Annotated in this window: 22 protein-coding genes; 11 read left to right on the top strand and 11 right to left on the bottom strand. The window is 71.5% G+C overall.

The genetic code is table 11. The features are described from left to right. Positions 1-18 precede the first annotated feature (18 nt). On the top strand, positions 19-906 hold the full coding sequence (locus tag AC1MGR_RS23585; RefSeq protein ID WP_480233152.1) for an HpcH/HpaI aldolase/citrate lyase family protein: 888 nt from the start codon (positions 19-21) through the stop codon (positions 904-906). Further along, complete coding sequence (gene dut, locus AC1MGR_RS23590) at positions 903-1,394, top strand: dUTP diphosphatase (RefSeq protein ID WP_480233153.1); 492 nt, start codon at positions 903-905, stop codon at positions 1,392-1,394. The genes AC1MGR_RS23585 and dut overlap by 4 nt, the downstream gene beginning before the upstream one ends. Positions 1,395-1,404: 10 nt before the next feature. Here dut and AC1MGR_RS23595 read toward each other — a convergent pair whose 3' ends face one another. Continuing rightward, positions 1,405-1,611 (bottom strand): DUF3606 domain-containing protein, encoded by a 207-nt coding sequence (locus AC1MGR_RS23595; protein ID WP_480233154.1) that lies wholly within the window; start codon positions 1,609-1,611, stop codon positions 1,405-1,407. Positions 1,612-1,793: 182 nt separating this feature from the next. On the opposite strand from AC1MGR_RS23595, the gene motA reads away from it, so the two are divergent. The 8 genes from motA to AC1MGR_RS23635 all read left to right on the top strand — a co-directional run bounded on the left by motA (position 1,794) and on the right by AC1MGR_RS23635 (position 7,952). Next, positions 1,794-2,666: a flagellar motor stator protein MotA gene (gene motA / locus AC1MGR_RS23600; protein ID WP_056213286.1), complete on the top strand. Its 873-nt coding sequence runs from the start codon at positions 1,794-1,796 to the stop codon at positions 2,664-2,666. A gap of 2 nt (positions 2,667-2,668) precedes the next feature. Further along, positions 2,669-3,601 carry a FliM/FliN family flagellar motor switch protein gene (locus tag AC1MGR_RS23605; RefSeq protein WP_108035302.1) on the top strand — a complete coding sequence of 311 codons (933 nt, stop codon included), beginning with the start codon at positions 2,669-2,671 and terminating at the stop codon, positions 3,599-3,601. Further along, positions 3,585-3,884, top strand: coding sequence for a hypothetical protein (locus AC1MGR_RS23610; protein ID WP_480233155.1), 300 nt, complete (start codon positions 3,585-3,587; stop codon positions 3,882-3,884). Before AC1MGR_RS23605 ends, AC1MGR_RS23610 begins: the two co-directional genes overlap by 17 nt. A 107-nt stretch (positions 3,885-3,991) precedes the next feature. Further along, positions 3,992-4,390: a flagellar motor switch protein FliN gene (fliN, locus tag AC1MGR_RS23615; protein ID WP_480233156.1), complete on the top strand. Its 399-nt coding sequence runs from the start codon at positions 3,992-3,994 to the stop codon at positions 4,388-4,390. Positions 4,391-4,400: 10 nt separating this feature from the next. Beyond that, positions 4,401-5,438, top strand: coding sequence for a flagellar motor switch protein FliG (locus tag AC1MGR_RS23620; protein WP_480233157.1), 1,038 nt, complete (start codon positions 4,401-4,403; stop codon positions 5,436-5,438). A 27-nt stretch (positions 5,439-5,465) separates the two neighbouring features. Then, positions 5,466-6,527 (top strand): flagellar biosynthesis protein FlhB, encoded by a 1,062-nt coding sequence (gene flhB, locus AC1MGR_RS23625; protein WP_108035305.1) that lies wholly within the window; start codon positions 5,466-5,468, stop codon positions 6,525-6,527. Beyond that, positions 6,527-6,976, top strand: a complete 450-nt coding sequence (locus AC1MGR_RS23630; RefSeq protein ID WP_108035306.1) for a hypothetical protein — start codon at positions 6,527-6,529, stop codon at positions 6,974-6,976. Before flhB ends, AC1MGR_RS23630 begins: the two co-directional genes overlap by 1 nt. Positions 6,977-7,268: 292 nt before the next feature. Then, positions 7,269-7,952, top strand: coding sequence for a response regulator transcription factor (locus AC1MGR_RS23635; RefSeq protein WP_108035307.1), 684 nt, complete (start codon positions 7,269-7,271; stop codon positions 7,950-7,952). A 157-nt stretch (positions 7,953-8,109) separates the two neighbouring features. On the opposite strand, the gene AC1MGR_RS23640 is transcribed toward AC1MGR_RS23635, so the two are convergent. Then, on the bottom strand, positions 8,110-8,358 hold the full coding sequence (locus AC1MGR_RS23640; RefSeq protein ID WP_480233158.1) for a hypothetical protein: 249 nt from the start codon (positions 8,356-8,358) through the stop codon (positions 8,110-8,112). Between the two features lie 559 nt (positions 8,359-8,917). Here AC1MGR_RS23640 and AC1MGR_RS23645 point away from each other — a divergent pair. Continuing rightward, the gene (locus AC1MGR_RS23645) at positions 8,918-9,067 is read left to right on the top strand and encodes a hypothetical protein (RefSeq protein ID WP_181259612.1); all 150 of its coding nucleotides are present in this window, start codon (positions 8,918-8,920) and stop codon (positions 9,065-9,067) included. A 24-nt stretch (positions 9,068-9,091) separates the two neighbouring features. Here the strand turns inward: AC1MGR_RS23645 and AC1MGR_RS23650 are convergent, their stop codons facing one another. The 9 genes from AC1MGR_RS23650 to AC1MGR_RS23690 all read right to left on the bottom strand — a co-directional run bounded on the left by AC1MGR_RS23650 (position 9,092) and on the right by AC1MGR_RS23690 (position 18,275). Continuing rightward, complete coding sequence (locus AC1MGR_RS23650) at positions 9,092-9,442, bottom strand: cupin domain-containing protein (protein WP_480233159.1); 351 nt, start codon at positions 9,440-9,442, stop codon at positions 9,092-9,094. 69 nt (positions 9,443-9,511) lie between these two features. Beyond that, positions 9,512-10,135 (bottom strand): transglycosylase SLT domain-containing protein, encoded by a 624-nt coding sequence (locus tag AC1MGR_RS23655; protein ID WP_480233160.1) that lies wholly within the window; start codon positions 10,133-10,135, stop codon positions 9,512-9,514. Then, positions 10,089-11,816 (bottom strand): flagellar hook-length control protein FliK, encoded by a 1,728-nt coding sequence (locus AC1MGR_RS23660; RefSeq protein ID WP_480233161.1) that lies wholly within the window; start codon positions 11,814-11,816, stop codon positions 10,089-10,091. Before AC1MGR_RS23660 ends, AC1MGR_RS23655 begins: the two co-directional genes overlap by 47 nt. Continuing rightward, positions 11,813-13,090, bottom strand: a complete 1,278-nt coding sequence (locus tag AC1MGR_RS23665) for a chemotaxis protein MotC (RefSeq protein ID WP_480234883.1) — start codon at positions 13,088-13,090, stop codon at positions 11,813-11,815. Before AC1MGR_RS23665 ends, AC1MGR_RS23660 begins: the two co-directional genes overlap by 4 nt. A 14-nt stretch (positions 13,091-13,104) precedes the next feature. Continuing rightward, complete coding sequence (locus AC1MGR_RS23670; protein ID WP_480233162.1) at positions 13,105-14,505, bottom strand: MotB family protein; 1,401 nt, start codon at positions 14,503-14,505, stop codon at positions 13,105-13,107. Positions 14,506-14,509: 4 nt separating this feature from the next. Next, positions 14,510-15,193, bottom strand: coding sequence for a hypothetical protein (locus AC1MGR_RS23675; RefSeq protein WP_108035314.1), 684 nt, complete (start codon positions 15,191-15,193; stop codon positions 14,510-14,512). Beyond that, positions 15,193-16,890, bottom strand: a complete 1,698-nt coding sequence (fliF, locus tag AC1MGR_RS23680) for a flagellar basal-body MS-ring/collar protein FliF (protein WP_108035315.1) — start codon at positions 16,888-16,890, stop codon at positions 15,193-15,195. The genes AC1MGR_RS23675 and fliF overlap by 1 nt, the downstream gene beginning before the upstream one ends. Before the next feature lie 111 nt (positions 16,891-17,001). Beyond that, positions 17,002-17,775, bottom strand: a complete 774-nt coding sequence (gene fliP / locus AC1MGR_RS23685) for a flagellar type III secretion system pore protein FliP (protein WP_108035316.1) — start codon at positions 17,773-17,775, stop codon at positions 17,002-17,004. 5 nt (positions 17,776-17,780) lie between these two features. Further along, entirely contained in the window at positions 17,781-18,275 is a 495-nt protein-coding gene (locus AC1MGR_RS23690) for a flagellar basal body-associated FliL family protein (RefSeq protein WP_108035317.1), read from the bottom strand. Positions 18,276-18,299: the final 24 nt, after the last annotated feature.

Genomic DNA, 18,299 nt, shown 5'->3' on the forward strand with positions numbered 1-18,299 from the left:
TGCCTCAAGGGATGCGCCATGACCGAGATCCGCCCGCGCCGCAGCGTCCTGGCCATGCCGGGCTCGAATCCCCGCCTCCTCGTGAAGGCCCGCACCCTCCCCACCGACGTGGTGATGATCGACCTCGAGGACGGCGTGGCGCCCGAGACCCGCGCCGAGACGCGGGCGGCGGTGGCCCGCGCCGTGTCCGAGGGCGGCTTCGGCCCGCGCGAGGTGGTGGTGCGGATCAACGCCCTCGACACGCCCTACGGCGAGGACGACCTCGCCGCCATCGCGCCGGCCGGGCCGGACGCGATCGTGGTGCCGAAGGTGACGGGGGCCGATGCCCTGGTGGCGGTGGGCTCGCGCCTGCGCCGCCTCGGCGCCCCGGACCGGACCCGGACCTGGGCGATGATCGAGAGCCCGATGGCGATCCTGCACCTCGCCGAGATCGCCAGCTCGGCCCGGGACGTCGACACCCGCCTCGCCTGCCTGATGGTGGGGCCGAACGATCTCGCCAAGGCCAGCCGGCTGCGACTCGGCGTGCCGGGCCGGCCCGCCCTGATGCCCTGGCTGATGGGCGTGATCGCGGCCGCCCGCGCCTACGAGATCGACGTGATCGACGGCATCTACAACGATTTCCGCGATGCGGAGGGCTTCGCGGCCGAGTGCGCCCAGGGCCGCGACTGCGGCTTCGACGGCAAGATGCTGATCCACCCCGACCAGATCGTCCCGGCCAACGCCGCCTTCGGGCCCGACGCGGCCGAGATCGCCTGGGCCCGGCGCATCCTCGCCGCCTTCGCCGAGCCGGAGAACCGCAACCGCGGCGTCATCGGCCTCGACGGCAAGATGGTGGAGCGCCTGCACGCCGCCGAGGCGACCCGGACCGTGGCCCTGGCCGACGCCATCGCGGCCCGGACGGCGTGAGCCCCGACCTCGCCGTCGAGATCCGCCTCCTCGACGCCCGCCTCTCCGGCTGGGGCTTCCCGCGCTGGGGCTCGGCCGCTGCCGCGGGCCTCGACCTGCATGCCTGCCTCGACGCGGGCCTGGATCTGCCGCCCCAGGGACCACCGGCCCTGATCCCGGCGGGCTTCAGCCTGGCCATCCGCGACCCGGGCTGGTGCGGCCTCGTCTTCCCGCGCTCCGGGCTCGGCCATCGCGAGGGCCTCGTCCTCGGCAACGGCACCGGCGTGATCGACGCCGATTACGAGGGGCCGCTGATGATCTCGGCCTGGAACCGCAATCCCGGCGGGGCCGGCCTGCGCATCGAGCCGGGCGACCGCATCGCCCAGCTCGTCTTCACCCGCGTGACCCGTCCGACGCTGACGATTCGCGCCGCCTCGGACGCGGCAGAGCCGGCCGGGACGGCCGGGGCGCGGGGCACCGGCGGGTTCGGCTCCACCGGGCGACGCTGAAGCGCGCGCCTCAGACGATCCCGCTGCCCTCGAAGGGCCAGGGCCGGCCGAGGCGGGCGGCGACCTGCGCGGGCTCGTGGCCGACCGCGGCGACGGCGGCCTCGACCTCCTCGCGCGGCACCTCGAAGCGGCGGGCCCAGTAGGCCAGGGTCCAGGGCTCCGAGACGTTGACGGTGGCGGGCTCGTGGTCGTTGTCGGGGGTGGCGCTGCTGTTCATGGCGGGTCTCGTGGCGGGTGTCGCTGCGGGGTCGGCTCCCTCCCTAACGCGCGGGACGGCCGCCGGTGCGTTTTCGCGCGCGCCCTTCCCCGCGATCACGCCCCGCCCATCCAGCCCCGCGCAAGCCATCCTGCGTAGGTCCGCTGCATCGGATTCCACATCCCCATCGGAGGCGTTGAGCCTTGGGCGTTCTGATCGGCCTCGTCATCGCAATCGGCTGCATGCTCGGCGGCTTCGTCGCCATGGGCGGCCACCTCGTCGTGCTCTGGCAGCCCTGGGAGTTCGTCATCATCGGCGGCATGGGCGCCGGCACCTTCGTCATGGCCAACCCGATGAAGACGGTGGTCGACACGGGCAAGGCGAGCCTCGACGCGCTCACCGGCAAGGTGCCCAAGCGCAAGGACTACCTCGCCCTGCTCGGCCTGATGCACGCCCTGATCCGCGAGCTGAAGACCAAGCCGCGCAACGAGGTCGAGCCGCATCTCGACGACCCGGCCAATTCCGAGATCTTCAAGGCCTATCCGGACGTGGCCAAGAACGCCGACCTCGTGCTGTTCATCTGCGACTATGCCCGCCTGATCCTCATCGGCAACGCCCGCGCCCACGAGATCGAGGCGCTGATGGACGAGGAGATCAGCGGCTACCGCAAGGACCGCCTCAAGCCCTACGGCGCCGTGACCACGGTGGCCGAGGCGATGCCCGCCCTGGGCATCGTGGCGGCGGTGCTCGGCATCGTGAAGGCGATGGGCGCCCTCGACCAGTCGCCGCAGATCCTCGGCGGCCTCATCGGCGCCGCACTCGTGGGGACATTCTTCGGCGTGTTCATGTCCTACGGCGTGCTGGCGCCCTTCGCGATCAAGATCAAGACCATCCGCGAGAAGCAGAACCACGTCTACATCATCGTGAAGCAGAGCCTGATCGCCCACATGAGCGGAGCGGTGCCGCAGATCGCCGTGGAGCACGGACGCAAGGGCATCTCGCTCGGCGACCGTCCGACCATCGACGAGGTCGAGAACGCCACCGTCACCGGCGGCGCGCAGCGGGAGGCCGCCTGAGCATGGACGGCCCCGCCGGGAACGCCGCCGACATCCGCGCCCGCCTGATCGAGGCCGGGGGCCTGTCCCTCGACCGCATGCCGATGCTGAACGTGGTGTTCGACCGGCTCACCTCGGGCTGCTCGGACAACCTGAAGCCCCTGGTCGCCTCGCCGGTCTACTTCGCCTTCAACGGCTTCGGCAGCGGCCGCTTCGGCGAGATGCTCGACGCCTACGAGAACAACGCGGTGGCGGGCATCTTCCACGCCCCCGAATGGGACAGCCACATCCTCGTCGGCCTCGACCGGGACTTCCTCTTCACCATGGTGGAGGCCCTGTTCGGCAGCGACGGGGCCGAGCCGCCGGTGGAGGACGAGCGCGCCTTCTCCAGCCTGGAGATCCGGCTCGCCCAGACCATCCTCGAACAGGTCGGCCGCGCCCTCGAATCCTCGTTCTCCCTGGTCTCCGCGACGCCGTTCCGCCTGGAGCGCACCGAGACCCGGATGGAGTTCGCCGTGATCGGAGGGCGCAACAACAAGGCGGTGGAGGCCAAGTTCACCATCCAGGCGCTCAACCGCGGCGGCGAGATGTTCCTCATCCTGCCCCAGTCGGTCATCAACCCGATGCGGCCGGCCCTGTCCAAGGTGCTCACCGGCGACACCGCCGCCCGCGACCCGAAATGGACGCAGCAGATCGCCGCCGAGGTGCAGAAGGCGGAGGTCACCCTGCGGGCGGTGCTCGAGGAGCGCCTGCTGACGCTGGGCGAGATCGCCGACCTCAAGGTCGGCCAGATCATCGGGCTCGACGCCACGCCGTCGACGCGGGTGAAGCTCGAAGGCAACGACCGCCCGCTGTTCTGGTGCCACATGGGCCAGGCGCAGGGCTCCTACGTGCTGCGGGTCGACGAGGCCATCGCACAGGACAAGGAAGGCACACCCGATGACACCGTGGGCTGACACCATTCTCCTCGTGGCCCTGGTGGCGACGAGTGCCTGCGTGGTGCCGATGTACCTCAAGCTGAAGCGCCTCGACCGGACGCAGGCGGAGTACGGCCGCATCCTGACCCAGTCGGGCCAGGCCCTCGCCCAGGCGGGCGACGCGGTCCGCAACTTCAGCACCGAGGGACGCGAGATCCTGGAAGCCCTCGACCAGCGCATCGGCGAGGCGCGCCAGACCCTCGCCGAGCTGGAGGCCAGCCGACGCGATCTCGCGGCCACACGCGCCACCCAACTCGGCTGAGGCCGGCCGATCGGCTTGCGCCCCGGCCGACTTTCCCCGATCCTTTCCCTTCCGCTGCCAGACGACTCCTCCCCTGACGTTCGATTGCAGCCCCTGACGAGCGGACGATGACCAACAGCCCCTTCGACGATGCGGACCTCGCCACCTCCGGCACCGCCCCGGTCTTTCCGACCGTCCCGCCGACCGTCTCGCCCGGCGCCCCCGCGGGGTCCGAGGCCGGCGACGCGCGGATCGGCGATGGCCGCAACCTCGATTCGATCCTGCGCATCCCGGTGCTGATCCAGGTGGTCCTCGGATCGGCCACGATGCCGGTGGCCAACCTGATGAAGCTCGGGCGCGGCGCCATCGTGCCCCTCGACCACCGGGTCGGCGAGCCCGTGGACGTCACGGTCAACGGCCGCGTCGTGGCCCGGGGCGAGATCGTCGTGGTCGAGGAGGACAATTCGCGCTTCGGGGTCTCCCTGACCGAGATCGTCGGCCCGGCCGATGCCGGCCCGAACGGCTGAGGACGAACCCGTGGCGAGTGTGCCGATCCCCCACCGGACGCAGGGCGTCCACCGGCACCTCAACCCCGTGGACGAGGTCGCGGCCCTGCTGCTCGCCATGGGCAAGCCGGCGGCCGGACGCCTGCTGAAGTATTTCGATCCCGAGGAGATCAAGCGCATCACGCGCTCGGCGACCCAGCTCGGCACCGTCAGCGCCCACCAGCTCGACGACATCGTCGAGATGTTCTCGCACGAATTCGCCGCCGACGGGCGCCTCGTCGGCACCGCGTCGGAAGTGGAGAAGCTCCTCACCGGCCTGCTTCCCGCCGACCAGGTGGCCGACATCCTGGCCGACGTCCGGGGCGATGCCACGCGCTCGGTCTGGGAGCGCCTGACCACCGTCTCCGAGGGCGTGATCGCGAGCTACCTCATCAAGGAGCATCCCCAGACCGCGGCCCTCGTGCTGTCGCGGCTGAAGCCGGCGGCGGCCGCCAAGGTGATGGCGCACCTGCCCCAGCCCACCCGCAACACGGTGATGCGGCGGATGCTGAGCTTCAAGCCGGTCTGCGACGACGTGATCGCCACCGTCGAGCGCGCCCTGCACGAGGACCTGCTCGCCAACGGCGCCCGCAACGGCGGGGCCGACACCCACGCGAAGATGGCCGACATCATCAATAAAATGGAGCGCACCCAGATCGACGAGGTGCTCACCAGCCTGTCCGAGTCGCGCCCGAAATCGGTGGAGATCCTGAAGGGCCTGCTCTTCACCTTCGACGACATCGTCAAGCTCCAGCCCCGGGCCCGGACCACGCTGTTCGACGCCGTGCCCAACGACCGGCTGATCCTGGCCCTCAAGGGCACCGACGCCGAGTTCCGCGGCGTCATCCTCGGCGCCCTCTCCGCCCGCGTGCGCCGCATGGTCGAGCACGAGCTGAACGGCGGCGAGCCGGCCGCGCAGAAGGACGTGACCGAGGCCCGCCGCAGCATCACCGACCTCGCCCTCGAGATGGCCGGGCGCGGCGAGCTGGAGATCAATTCCGGGGGCGAGGTCGAAGCCCTCGTCCGCTAGGGACGGATGGCCTGACCCGGAGTTGCGATGTCCGACGAGGATCAGGAGAGCAAGACCGAAGCCGCCACCGAGCGGAAGATCCGGGAGGCCGTCGAGAAGGGCAACGTCCCGTTCTCCCGGGAGGCGCCCATCTTCGCCTCGATCCTCGGCCTGCTCATCGCCTTGAGCTTCGTCGTGCGCGACGCGGTCACGCCCCTGCTGCAGTCACTCGCGCCCTTCTTCGACCACCCCCGGGACTTCGCCCTGGAGAACAACCAGGATGTCGCGCGCATCCTCGAAGGAACCGCGATGGCGGCCGGGCGCTTTCTGATCCCGGTGGTGCTGATCCTCGGCCTCTGCGGCCTCGTCTCCGCCCTGATCCAGAACGTGCCGAGCCTCGTGGGCGAACGCATCCGCCCGCAATGGTCGCGCATCTCGCCGGCGGCGGGCTGGGGACGAATCTTCGGAAAAGCGGGTCAGGTCGAGTTCCTGAAATCGGTCCTTAAATTTTTAAGCATCAGTCTCGTCTGCCTGCTGCTCCTGCGCTCGGAGGGCAGCAAAGCCGTGAGTGCCATGTTCGCCGACCCGAGCCAGATCCCGGACCTCATCCTCACCGTGGCGATCCGGCTCGTCTCGGTCGTCTGCATCGCCACCATCGTCATCGTGGCCGCCGACCTGGTCTGGTCGCGCCTGCGCTGGCAGCGCTCCCTGCGGATGTCGAAGCAGGACCTCAAGGACGAGCACAAGCAGACCGAAGGCGATCCCCTGGTGAAGAGCCGCCTGCGCTCCCTGGCGCAGGACCGCTCCCGCAAGCGCATGCTCGCGAACGTGAAGCAGGCCACCTTGGTCATCGCAAACCCGACTCACTACGCGATCGCGCTCCGCTACGCGCGCGACGAGCAGCCCGCGCCCCTCGTCCTGGCCAAGGGGAAGGACCTCGTGGCGCTGCGCATCCGAGAAATTGCCGAGGCGAACGGCATTGCGGTCGTGGAAGACAAGCCTCTCGCAAGGTCCCTGTACGACAGTGTCGAGGTGGACCAGATGATTCCCGCGGAGTTCTACAGCGCAGTGGCTCAGATCCTGTTCTTCCTGTTCTCGAAGGCTCGCTGATGACCGAGGCGTCTTCCCCCGGAGCCCTGTCCGTGGACGTACCGGACGTGCTCGCCGATGCCGAGCGCGTCTTCGCCAACGCGATCCGGGATTTCATCGCCGAACTCTGCCTCCTCGACGGCGGCATCCTGATCGGCTGGGTGCAGGCCGCCCGGCACGGAAACATCGCCGACCTCGTCGCCTCCTCCGCCGAGCCCTATTTCAAGGAGGCGACCATCGCCTACGCGGACGGGGCCGACGTCCGGTTCGACTGGGGCCGCTCGCTCACCGTGGTGCTGGACATGGAGTTCGTCACCGAACCCGTGACGGTCTTCTTCAAGCTCATCCTCGACGGCGTCTACGTGGGCGTCGCGATCCAGCGGATCCTGGCCGACCAGGGCCCGGATTTCTGCCTCGACGGCTTCGAGACGGCCCTCGCCGAGGCCCGCCTGACCCGCGCCGCCGCCTGAGCGGAGGCTGGGCGCGCGCCCGCATCCCCCCGGCCCGGCCGCCTCGCCGCCGCCCCCTGCCCGTTCTGTGACAGTTTGCCGACGCGCCGATGGCGCGATCACATCCGCGTGTGTTCCGAACGTCATTGACGGCGCCGGCGATGCCCGACATTGCTGAATGATAGGCGATTCAATCGGTCAGGTTGGACTTGTGGAGTGAAGTGCAGGCTCCACGCCGACTCCTGATTGTTTCGCGCGTCCACCGATACCCAATACACATCCCGACCGTCGCAAGATCATCCGGAGATTGCTGATGTACGTCCTGGTCGACGAGCGGCCGTCGGTGAATTCCGGCTACAAGGCGAGCTTCGACCGCGAGGGCATCTCCTCCCTCGGCCTCGACCCGCAGGAATTCACCCACTGGTTCCAGTCCTCCTCCCGGGTCGACCGCGAGGCGATCCAGGGCTTCCTCCTGGGCGATTTCGAGGGGCGCGCGAAGTGCGCCACGCTGATCCGCAAGCTGTCGCGCGCGCCCATCATCGCCCTGAGCGACGTGCGCTCCCTCGACCAGACCCTGCAGCTCTTCGAGGCCGGCATCGACGACGTGCTGCCCAAGCCCGTCCATATCCGCGAGATCCTGGCCCGCTCCGAGGCGATCTGGCGGCGGGTGAACGCCCAGGCGGCCCCGGCCCGCGAGACGGCGCCCGAGCCCGAGCGCCTGAAGGTGCATTTCGACGGCCGCGACCCCGAGGTGGACGGCGAGGTGCTGCCGCTGCCGCGGCGCGAGCGCCACATCCTCGAATGCCTGGTGCGCAACCGGGGCCGGCGGATGACCAAGTCGCAGATCTACAACATCGTCTACGGCGTCTACAGCAACGGCGTCGAGGAGAGCGTCATCGAGGGCCACGTCAGCAAGCTGCGCAAGAAGCTCAGCCAGCGCCTCGGCTACGATCCGATCGAGGCCAAGCGCTTCATGGGCTACACCTTCGTCGGCTGAGACCGGCGCAGCGGCCCAAGGAGACGCAGGAGCCCTACGAGACACGAGAGCCCAACGAAACGGGCCCACCGAGGCGGATCCCTGAGGGATCGCTTGATGGGCCCGGTTTCGACGAGGTCAGCGCACGGACCGCAGGGTCCGGGCGTCGGTCGCGTCCTCAGAAGGAGCCGGTGGTCTCGACTTCGTTGCCGGCCTGCGCGCTCTGCGAAGCGGTGCCGGACTTCGCCGGAGCGACGGGCTGCGGGGTGGTGGTCAGGTCGCCGAGGCTGCGCGCCTGCTGGGTCTCGCGGGCCTGCTCGCGGAACAGCGGGGGCGTCAGGTAGAGGGCCTCGCCCGCCATGGCCGCGCCGGTGGCGAAGGTGGCGGAGGCGAGAACGGTCAGGGCGAACAGGCGGGTGACGCGCATGGGAAATCTCCGGTTTGGCTGGCAACGGGCCGGCCGTTGAGGAGATAGAACCACATTTTTGTGCGCTGCGGATTGCTGATTTTGCAACGCACCATAGTGCGGTTCCTGCGGATCCCAGCCACTATAACGCATGCTCCAGAGGAGGGGTCGAACGGCTTGGCTGGCGCAAGACATGCTTTCAGCGCATGGCTCTAAAATGGAGGTTCTTGGAGTCCAAATTTAATTTTTACTGTCCTCAATTGTATTTTGATGTCTGCAGGTGAGAAACAGCACATGCCCTGTCGTTTCTCAGCATCGGCGAACCCGACCTCGCTCCGGTACTTGCAAGACAGGATCGCGTACCGATCCCTGAACGAGAGCGGCCTCCAGCCTAAGTCAGCGTCCGCATCGGCCGCCGCGGACGCCGACGGGCCGGGGATTCCGTTCACCATGTCGGGCCGCTCACGCAGCCGTGACGGTCGGAAAGGTCCGGACCGGGCGTTCCATCCGCATGCATATGTCCCGGTCGGCTCTTCCCGCGCTCCGGACCCTGGCGGCCCTGCCGGCTCGTGACGCCGATATGCTGCTGGGGTCGGCGGAGCGGCTGTATCTCGCGCAACCGGGTCACGCGCAGCGCAAGGCCCTGAGGCGCATCGCCGTCTATCGCCGCGTCCTCGGCCTGCCGCCGTCGATGGGGCTGATGCAGCAGCGATGGGCCGCCTCGGCGTGAGGACGCACCCGAGCCCGGGAGGGTTCAGGACCGTGCCGGCGGCGACGGCCCGTCGCCGGGCTCCGTGACAAGGGCCTCCGGGCGCTTGACCTCGATCTCGACGAAGGCGATCGGGTGGTCTGAGCCGTTCATCACATCGTGCCGGATGCCGGCCGGGCGGCTGTAGGCCTGTCCGGCCTCCAGGGCGCTGTCGGTGACCCGGTCGCCGTCGTGGACCCGGAGGGTCCCGGCCACCAGCATCACCACGAAGTAGGGCCAGCCGTGCGCGTGCCAGCCGGTGACAGCGCCGGGCGCGAAATCCCAGCGCGTGATGCGGACGGTCGCGTCGTCCTGCTGAAGGGTGGGGACCGCCGGGATGGTGCAGGCAAAGGCCATTCGTGTTCCTTCCTGAGCCGGGACGCTCGCAAAGCCGGCGCCACCTCTCGGTCCCCGGACGGGCGCGCCTTACTGGCAGAAGCTGCGCGCGCCCGGCGTCCAGGCGCCGAAGCCCGTGGCCACCATGTTGGTGATGACCCGGCAGACATACTGCTTCTGGGCCGGATTGTTGTTCGGCCCCGCATGATAGCGTGCCACCGCCAGGGTCCAGCTGCCCTCACGCGCCTTCAGCTGCTTCAGGAACAGCGTCGCGTACTCGACGTTCTGGCGCGGGTCGATCATCGCCTCCAGGCTGGCGAACTTCTCGCGGTGATAGTGGTGGTTGATCTGCATGCAGCCGAGGTCGACGAGCTTGATGCCGCTCGCCCGCGCCTGGGCGAGCTGGCTCATCACGTCGGCGGCGCTGGTGCCGAAATAGGCCCGGCCCTGGATGTTCATGGCGTAGGGCTGCAGCGAGCCGCGCTTGCCGCTCTCCGTCAAGCCGACCGCGTAGAGGACGCCGAGCGGCACCCCGTGCTTGGCCGAGGCGCCCGCCATCTCGCGCTCGCAGATATTGGCCGAGGCCGGCAGCGCGGCGGCCTTGCCCGGCGCCGGCGGGGCGCTGTTGGCCAGGGCTAAGCCCGGGCTCAAGAGGGCCGCGCCGAGGCTACAGGTAAACGCCGCTGCGATCGGGGCTGCTCGAAACGCTCTCATGCTTCCGCTCGCTGAGGTCGGAGGCGGCCGGATCGCCGCCCGGGGAGGACCGGCGCCCGGCCTGGTCCGGGGTGGGGCGGCCCTGGTTCGCACCGGACTCGCCCTGACCCGGGAAGCCCTGTGCGCCCTGTCCCTGTTGCGAGCCTGGATTCCCCGATGCGCCCCGGCTGTCGGCCGCGTTCGACGCGACGGTGACGGTGACGCTCTCGGGCCGGTAGCCGCCCTGGCGCAGGAGGTCGTTGAGGACCTCGCCGCCCTCGCGGAGCAGGCGCGCCGAATCCTCGCGGCTGGCCTGCAGGTTCATCTCGAGCTGACCGTCGCGCAGGCGCATCCGCACCAGCACGGTGCCGAGGTCCGCCGGATGAAGCTGCAGCGTGAGCAGCTTCAAAGGCCCCTCCCCCGCCGGAGCCCCGGGCAGTGCCCCCGGGACGGCCCCGGCCGGTCCGCGCGGCAGCTCCGCCAGGACGGCGGCGGCCACCTGCTGGGTCGGCGCGGCGGCCGGACCCGACAGGGCCCCGGCGGGCAGGGACGGCGTGGGGGAGAGGTTCGCTTCGGCAATGCCCGGGAGGACCGGCTCGAGACCGGCCCGGGCCGCGCGCGCGGCCGCGGTGCCGGCCTCGGCGGAGGCCGCGACCGGTTCGACCCGCAGGATCGGAGACGGCGTCCCGGGGGGCCGCTCGGTCGCGACCGGTCCCGCGCCGCTGCGGGCGGGATCGCGCGGGGGCACCGCGCCGTCGCCCGGGGGCGATCCCGGCGTGCGGGTGGGACCGGCCGCCGCGGCGGCGGAGACGAGGGCGGCCGGCGCGGCAGCAGGCTGCGCCGCCGGGGGCTGCACCGGAAGGGCCGGAGCCCCCCCTGCGGGCAGGCTCGCTGGGCCGGCCGGCAGGGCGGCCCCGGTCGCGGCCTGTGCCGACGCGGCGCCCGGCAGGGCGGCCGGGGTCGGAAGGCGGGACGCCGGGCTCGGGCCGGCCGCGGCAGCGGCTCCGCCGGGGGCCTGGCCCCCCGCGGCACCGGGCAGAAGCGCCGCGGCATCTGGCAGGAGCGCCGCGGCATCTGGCAAGACCGCCGCGGCATCCGGCGGAAACGCCGCGGGGGTCGGCAGGCCGGGCGCATCCGGGGCCGGGACGGCCGCCGGTGCGCCGCCGAGGAGGCTCGGGAGCACGGGCGCGAAGTGGGTCTCGCGCTGGAGCACGGCGATGCGGGTCCGCGCCTCGGCGCCCGCGGCCTGCGGCACGAGGCCGGCGGCGCCGGGGTCCGTGCCCGCCGTCAGGGTTGCCCCGGTCAGCGGGTCCGCCCCGGGCTGGGTCGCCGCCCCGGCCGTCACGGCCTGGGCCGGAACGGGGTTCGGCAGGGCGCGCGCGACCAGGGTCTCGAGGGAAATCGCCTGCGGCTTCGGCGCCGGGGCGCCGGCGGGAGCGGTCGCCGGGACCACGAGGGCGAGCAGGGCCAGCGGGTCGGTCTCCTCGCCGGACGGGGCCGGGGCGGCCTCGTCGTCGCGGCGGCGGCCGGGCCGGTCGGCGCCGGGCGTCGTCTCGTCCGCGCTGCGCCCCCCCGCGAGGGCCCCCAGCACGGCCCCGAAGGCGTCGCGGCTCGCCTCCGGCGTCTCCGGACCGGCGCTGCGGGGGCCGGGCGCGTCCGGCAGGGCGCGGGGGCCGGGGTTGGTGGCTCCGAGGGTGTTCAACGCTCGCTCCTGCGCATGATCTCGTCGACGCGGCCGATGGCGTCCTGCGCCCGGGCGATGGAAGGCGCGACCGGCAGGACGCGGGGACCGGTCGGGTCCGCCTGCGCCGCGATCGGGGCGGGCGGCCCGGCCCGGATCTCCCGGGCGGTCGAGAGCGCGGCGTCGAGGAGGTCGCGATCCGCGGACTCCAGCACGGTGCGGTCGGTCATCCGCAGGGTCTCGACGGATTCGTCGAAGCGCCCGTCCACGACGAGGAGGGCCGCCGCCCGGTAGAGGCGCGCGCGCACCATCTCCGGGGATCGGGGCTCCGCCAGGGTGACGCCGCGCTCGGCGGAGAACACCGCCGTGCTGGTCTTGCCCTGATCGAGGGCGGCCCGCGCGAGGAGGAGGTAGAGCTCGCGCCGCCCCTCGACCTCGATCTCGTCGAGCATGGCCTGGAGGCGGGCGAAGCGGACGTCGTCGCCGGCAAAGTCGAGGCGGGTGAGCGCGGCGGCGAAGCGCTGGCGGAAGTTGCCGGCATAGACCGAGTGGCGGAAGCGCCGCAGGTACTGCACCGCCAAAGTCTCGAATTTCGCCAGGTCGTTGGCCTGGGCCAGCACGAAGATCTCGCGGCGCAGGGCCCCCTCCTCCACCAGGGTGCCGGGGGCGAGCAGGCGCGCGAGGTCGAGGAGGCGGATCGACTGGGTGGGATCGTCGCGCACCACCAGGGCGGATTGCGCCAGGGCGAGCTGCGCGCCGAGGCTCACCGGCACGACCAGCGGGTCGATCTTCACCAGGAGGGCGCGGGCCTCCTTCTCGCGCCCTTCGAGATAGGCGAGCGCGCCGAACACCACGGGACGCTCGGCCTCCGGCACCTTGCCCGAGGCGACGAGGTGGCGCAGCAGCGCCGGCCCGCCGCCGCCGAGCCCGAAGGTGACCGCCGCGTGCACGCTGACGGGGTCGGCCCAGACCTCGGGATCGAGGCCGAGCATGCGCGACTCGGCCAGGGACAGGAAGGCGCGCTGGCCCTGGTGGGCCTGGGCCGAGCCCTGGGCAATCCGGTCCTGCAGCAGCTGCAGAGTCCGAACCAGCTCGACCGGGACCGGGCGCGGGGCGACGGGCAGCGGCTCGATCGGGGCGGCCGGCGCGGCGCCGTGATCGCCCGCGCCGTGACTGGCCGGCCCTTGGCCGGGCGCACCGTGATCGCCGCCGCCGTGGGACTCCGCCCCCCGGGCGGCCGGGACGACGCCCAGGCCGGCGAGGAGGAGTAGGCAGGCGATCCGCACGCGGCGCATCCCGGCGGCCCGCATCACTCGGGCCGCGCCCGCAGCAGGATCTCGATGCGCCGGTTCTCGGCCGCCTTCGGATCGGCGGTGTTGCGCGGCTGGCGGTCGGCGTAGCCCTCGATGCGCTCCAGGCGCGCATCGGGCACGCCGCCGCGCACGAGCATGTAGGAGGCCATCTGCGCCCGGGCCGAGGACAGCCGCCAGTTGTCGTAGACCTCCGAGCGGAAGGGGCGCGCGTCGGTGTGGCCGCGCACGACGATCCGGCCGGGCCGGTCCTTGAGGATGCGGGCGACCTGCTCCAGGGCCCGCACCACCTTTGCCTGCGGCTCCGCCGAGCCGACGCCGAACATCGCGAAGTTCACCTCGTCGGTGAGGCTGATGAGGATGCCCTCGCCGGTGCGGCGGACCTCCATGCGGGGCGCCGGGGCGCTGCCCTGCGTCGGCAGCACCTTGGCGATCTCGGCCTTGATCTCGGCCATCGTCGCGGTCTCGGCGGCCTCGGCCGCCTTCGCCTCCGCGGATCTGGCCTCCGCGGATCTGGCCTCCGCGATCGCCTTCTCGTCCGCCGGAGCCTTGGTGTCCTGCGCGGCCTTGGCCTCCTGCGCAGCCTTGGCCTCCCCCTTCGCGTCCTTCGGAGGCTCGACCTTGGGCGGTTCGACCTTGGGCGGTTCGGCCTTGGCGAGGAGCGCCATCACCTTGGCGTCGGTCTCGCCCGGCAGGGCCGAGGCGACCTTGATCGCCGCCGGCTTCGCCCCGGACGCGGCCGCGCGCACGTCGGGGCGGCTCTCCCGCGGCAGGGGCGTCACCGTGCCGGTGGACCCGGCCTGCTCGGTGCGGGTCTTGGCGAGGGGCGCCACCTGCCAGTAGAGCGGATCGAAGGGATCGCGGGCGGCCTCGCCGCCCTTGATGCCGGGCTCGCCGGTCTCGGTCGCGACCGCGTCGGCCGAGGCCGTCTCCGGGCCGGGCTCGAACTCGGCGGCGAGCTTGGCCAGGACCGCGTAGGGGTCCTGGAACAGGGCCGCCTCGCGGGCGCGGCTGCCCGGCGGGCCGGATGCGCCCTTGCCGTCGGTCTTGGCGTCCGACTTGGCGTCGGACTTGCCGCCCTTGCCCTCGGTGCTGCTCTCGCCGGTGCCGCCGTCGGGCTTGCCCTCTTCCGGCGCGGGCTCGCCGGGCTTGTTCTGGGGATCGCGCAGGCCCTTCCGATCGAAGCTCACGTCGGCGAGCTTCACCGGGTTGAAGTACTCGGCGATGGCCGACTTCGTCTCCTTGGTGGTGGAGCCGATCAGCCACAGCACCAGGAACAGCGCCATCATGGCGGTCATGAAGTCGGCGAGCGCGATCTTCCAGGCGCCGCCGTGGTGACCGTCCTCGTGGTCGCCGTGGCGCTTGATGATGATGATCTCGTGGTGCCCCTCGTCCGCCATCGGGTCAGGCTCCCTGGACCGCTTCGGTCATCAGGCGGCCCCAGGCGCCGAGCTGGGTCTCGATCACGGTCTGGTCGGCCTGCACCGAGACGTCGACGGCGTCGGAGGGCTGGAACGCGATGGTGGCCTCGAACGGGCCGAGCCGGCCCGCCACGGCGTCGAGAAGGTCGGCCGGTCCGCTCACCCGCACGGGCGCACGGGCGTCGCCGAGGATGCGGGCGAGGCTCTGGGCCAGCTCGTCCACGGCCTGCCGGCGCAGGGCCTCGGTCAGCACCGGCACGAGGAGATGCCCGACCCGGTCGGTGAGGCCGGCGCCGAGGGCCTGGAGCGCGTCGGAGAAGCCGGCCGCGAGGCGGTCGCCCTCCTCCGTGCACCAGGCCTGGCGCAGCTCGACGAGGCGGGCCTCGTGATCCGCCTGAAGGCAGGCGATCACCGAGGCGGATTCGGCGGCGGCCTCGGCCCGGCCGAGCTCGCGGCCCCGCTCCAGGCCCCGGGCCTCGGCGGCGCGGAGCAGGGCCTCGCGGTCCTCGGGCGGTTCCGCGGGCTTGCGCAGCAGGGCCGCGAGCCCTTCGGGGGGACGGGACACCGCGGCCGCGGCGGGCGCGGCGGCACGGGGCGCGGGGGCCCCGCGCACCGGCATCACGGCGTCGGAGAAATCGGGAAGCAGGCGGGCGATCGCGGGAGCCATCACGCGGCCTCACGCATCAACCAGCGCTTCAGGATCTCGGCGGCCTGCGCCTCGTCGGCCTCGATCATCTGCTCAAGCCTCTTCTGGGGCGAACGGTTCAGCTTCTCGGTGAGGTCCTCGATCATGCTGGCGACCGGGCTCTGGCCGGGGGCCGCGAGGCTCGGGACGGCGTCCGGATCGGCCCCGGGGGCGGCGTTGGGACCGGCGAGCGCCGCGTTCGGCGCGGCGGCGGCGAGGGCCTGGGCCTCCGCCACGGCGGCCAGCGCCCGCGCCTCCTCCTGCTGGGCCGCCGGGATCTCCAGGATGGCCCGCATGGCGGGGCGCAGGCCGAACCAGATCAGCAGGCCCGCCACCAGCAGGATGGTGCCGGCGTTGATGAGGGTCGCCGACTGGCGCATCAGCACGTCGGTGAGGCTGAGGGGCGCCACCGGCTCCAGGGGCTGGCCGTCATTGACGAAGCCGACGGCGGCGACCTTCACGTTGTCGCCGCGCTCCTTGTTGAAGCCCGCGGCCGAGCCGACGAGTTGCTCGATCTCGGCGACCTGGGCGTCGATGGCGGCCTTGCTGGCATCGGGCCCGGCCAGCGCGGCGAGGCGGGCGCGGTTGACGAGGACCGCCACCGAGATCTGCTTGATGTTGTAGCCGTCGCTCACCGTCTGGATCGTCTTCGAGGAGATCTCGTAGTTCGTCAGGTCCTCGCGTTTCTGCGTCTCGTTGCTGGCGGTGTCGCCGCCATCCGAGCGGGCGCGCTGGTCGGGCAGATTCTGTTGCGTGGAGGTCGGGCGCTGGGCGGCGTTGCGGTTCTGCGAGTTCTCGGTCTCGCGCACGGCCCGGGTGGAGCGCTCGACGCGCTGGTCGGGATTGAAGATCGTCTCGTTCTGCACCGTCTTGTCGGTGTTGAGACGCGCCGCGACGCTGACCTCGAAGTTGCCGACGCCGAGATAGGGCGTGAGGGTGCGGCGGATGTTGTCCTGGACCTCGTGGCCGATGGTCTTCTCCAGGGTCGCCATCTTGCCGGTGGGCACGGCGCTGGCATCGTCCCCGGAGAGCAGGAGCGAGCCGTCCGAGCCGATCACGGTGACGCGGTCTGGCTTCATGCCGGGCACCGCGGAGGCGACGAGGTGGCGGATCGACTGGGCGCCGCTGACGTCGTCGGCGGGCTCGGTCCGCACCACCACCGAGGCGGAGGGGGGCTGCTGGTCGCGGCGGAACGAGCCGCGGTCGGGCAGGACGATGTGCACGCGGGCGGCCTTCACGCCCTTCATGCCCTGGATCGTGCGGGCGATCTCGCCTTCCAGGGCGCGCACGCGGGTCACCTCCTGCATGAACGAGGTCATGCCCAGCGAGCCGAGGTCGTTGAACAGCTCGTAGCCGGACTTGGCGCTCTGCGGCAGGCCCTTCTCGGCGAGCAGCATCCGGGCCTGGGCGGTGTGTCCGTAGGCGACCAGCACCGCCGCGCCGTCGGCGCTGACGTCGAAGGGGATGTTGGCGTCCTTCAGGACGCTGCCGATGCGCCCGACATCCTCGCGGCTGAGGCCCGTATAGAGGGGCTCCTGGGCCGGACGGCTCAGGTAGAAGGCGCCGAGGCCGACGGCGAGGAACACCACCACGCCGATCAGCGAGAGGGCGGCGATGCGCCGTCCGCCGAGCGCGAGGATGTTGTTCCAGAGCCGTTCGGCGTGCTGAAGACCGGACATTCGGTGGGCTGCTCCGCTTCGGATCCGCGATCCGATAGCGTCCTGTCGCCCGCCAGCCTTGCGCGGAGATTGCGTCGCGCCGCGCCGGGCGGCCCGCCCTCCGCCCAAACGCTAGAAGAACGACCGGACCAGCCCCCCCACCAGCATGTTCCAACCGTCGATCAGGATGAAGAACAGCACCTTGAACGGCAGCGAGATCACGGTGGGCGGCAGCATCATCATGCCCATCGACATGACGATGGTGGAGACGATCATGTCGATCACCAGGAACGGCAGGGCGATCAGGAAGCCGATCTCGAAGCCGCGGCGCAGCTCCGAGATCATGAAGGCCGGGATCAGGATGCGCAGGTCGATCTTCTCACCGCCCTCGGCCTTCGGGATGTTGCGGCTGGCGAGGTCCGTGAAGGTCTGAAGGTCCTTCGGACGGACATGCTGGGTCATGAATTCCCGGAACGGCTCCACGAGCTTCGGGATCGCCTCCTCCTCGGAGATGCGGTTCTCGGTGAGCGGCTTCAGGCCCTCGTTCCAGGCCCGGTCGAAGGTCGGGGCCATCACGTAGAAGGTCATGAACAGCGACAGGCTGACGAGGAAGATGTTGGCCGGCGTGCTCTGGAGGCCGAGGCCCGAGCGCAGGAACGAGAACGCGATGGCGAACCGGGTGAAGCTCGTCACCATGACGAGGAGGCCGGGGGCCAGGGACAGCACGGTGAGCAGCGCCACGAGCTGCAGGATGCGCCCGCTCGCCGCCCCGTTGCCGGCCGGCAGCAGCGCATCGAGGGCGGGCAGGCCGGTGGCCGACTGGGCCAGCGCCGGCCCCGCGAGGGCGAGGCCGGCAGCGAGGACGAGGCCGGTGGTGACGAGCCTGGGGACGGTGCGCACGGTCATGGGCCCTACTGCACCACCAGCATCTCGACGATCAGCTCGCGCACCTGCCCCTTCGTGCGGAGCGCCACCCGCTCGTTGAGGTCCTCGCGCAGGTGCTGCAGGCCGCTGGGGCCCTCGAGCTGCCGCATCGAGAGGGTGCGCAGGTAGGCGACGATGTCGGAGCGGATCTCGGCCAGGGCCACGTCGGGGTTCGGCACGCTGCCGGTCTTGAACACCACCGAGGATTCGAGGCGGACCCAGGCATCGTTGGTGTCGGCGAGGTTGGTGACCACCGAGCCGACGCTGCGCAGCGACAGGTCGCCGGTGTATTTCAGCACCTTGACCGCCTTGTCCTCCTCGTCCTTCTTCTTGACGTCCACCGCCTTCTCGACGGTGGACAGGAGGTACATGCCCAGACCGCCGCCCGTGCCGATGGCGACGAGGCTGGTCAGGGCGAGGGCCAGGATCCAGCCCTTGCCGCCGCCCTTCTTCGCTGCCGTCTTGTCGTCCTTGGCCGCCATGGGTCCGCTCCCGCTCGCCAGGTC

It is taken from the genome of Methylobacterium sp. BI1, from assembly GCF_056680125.1.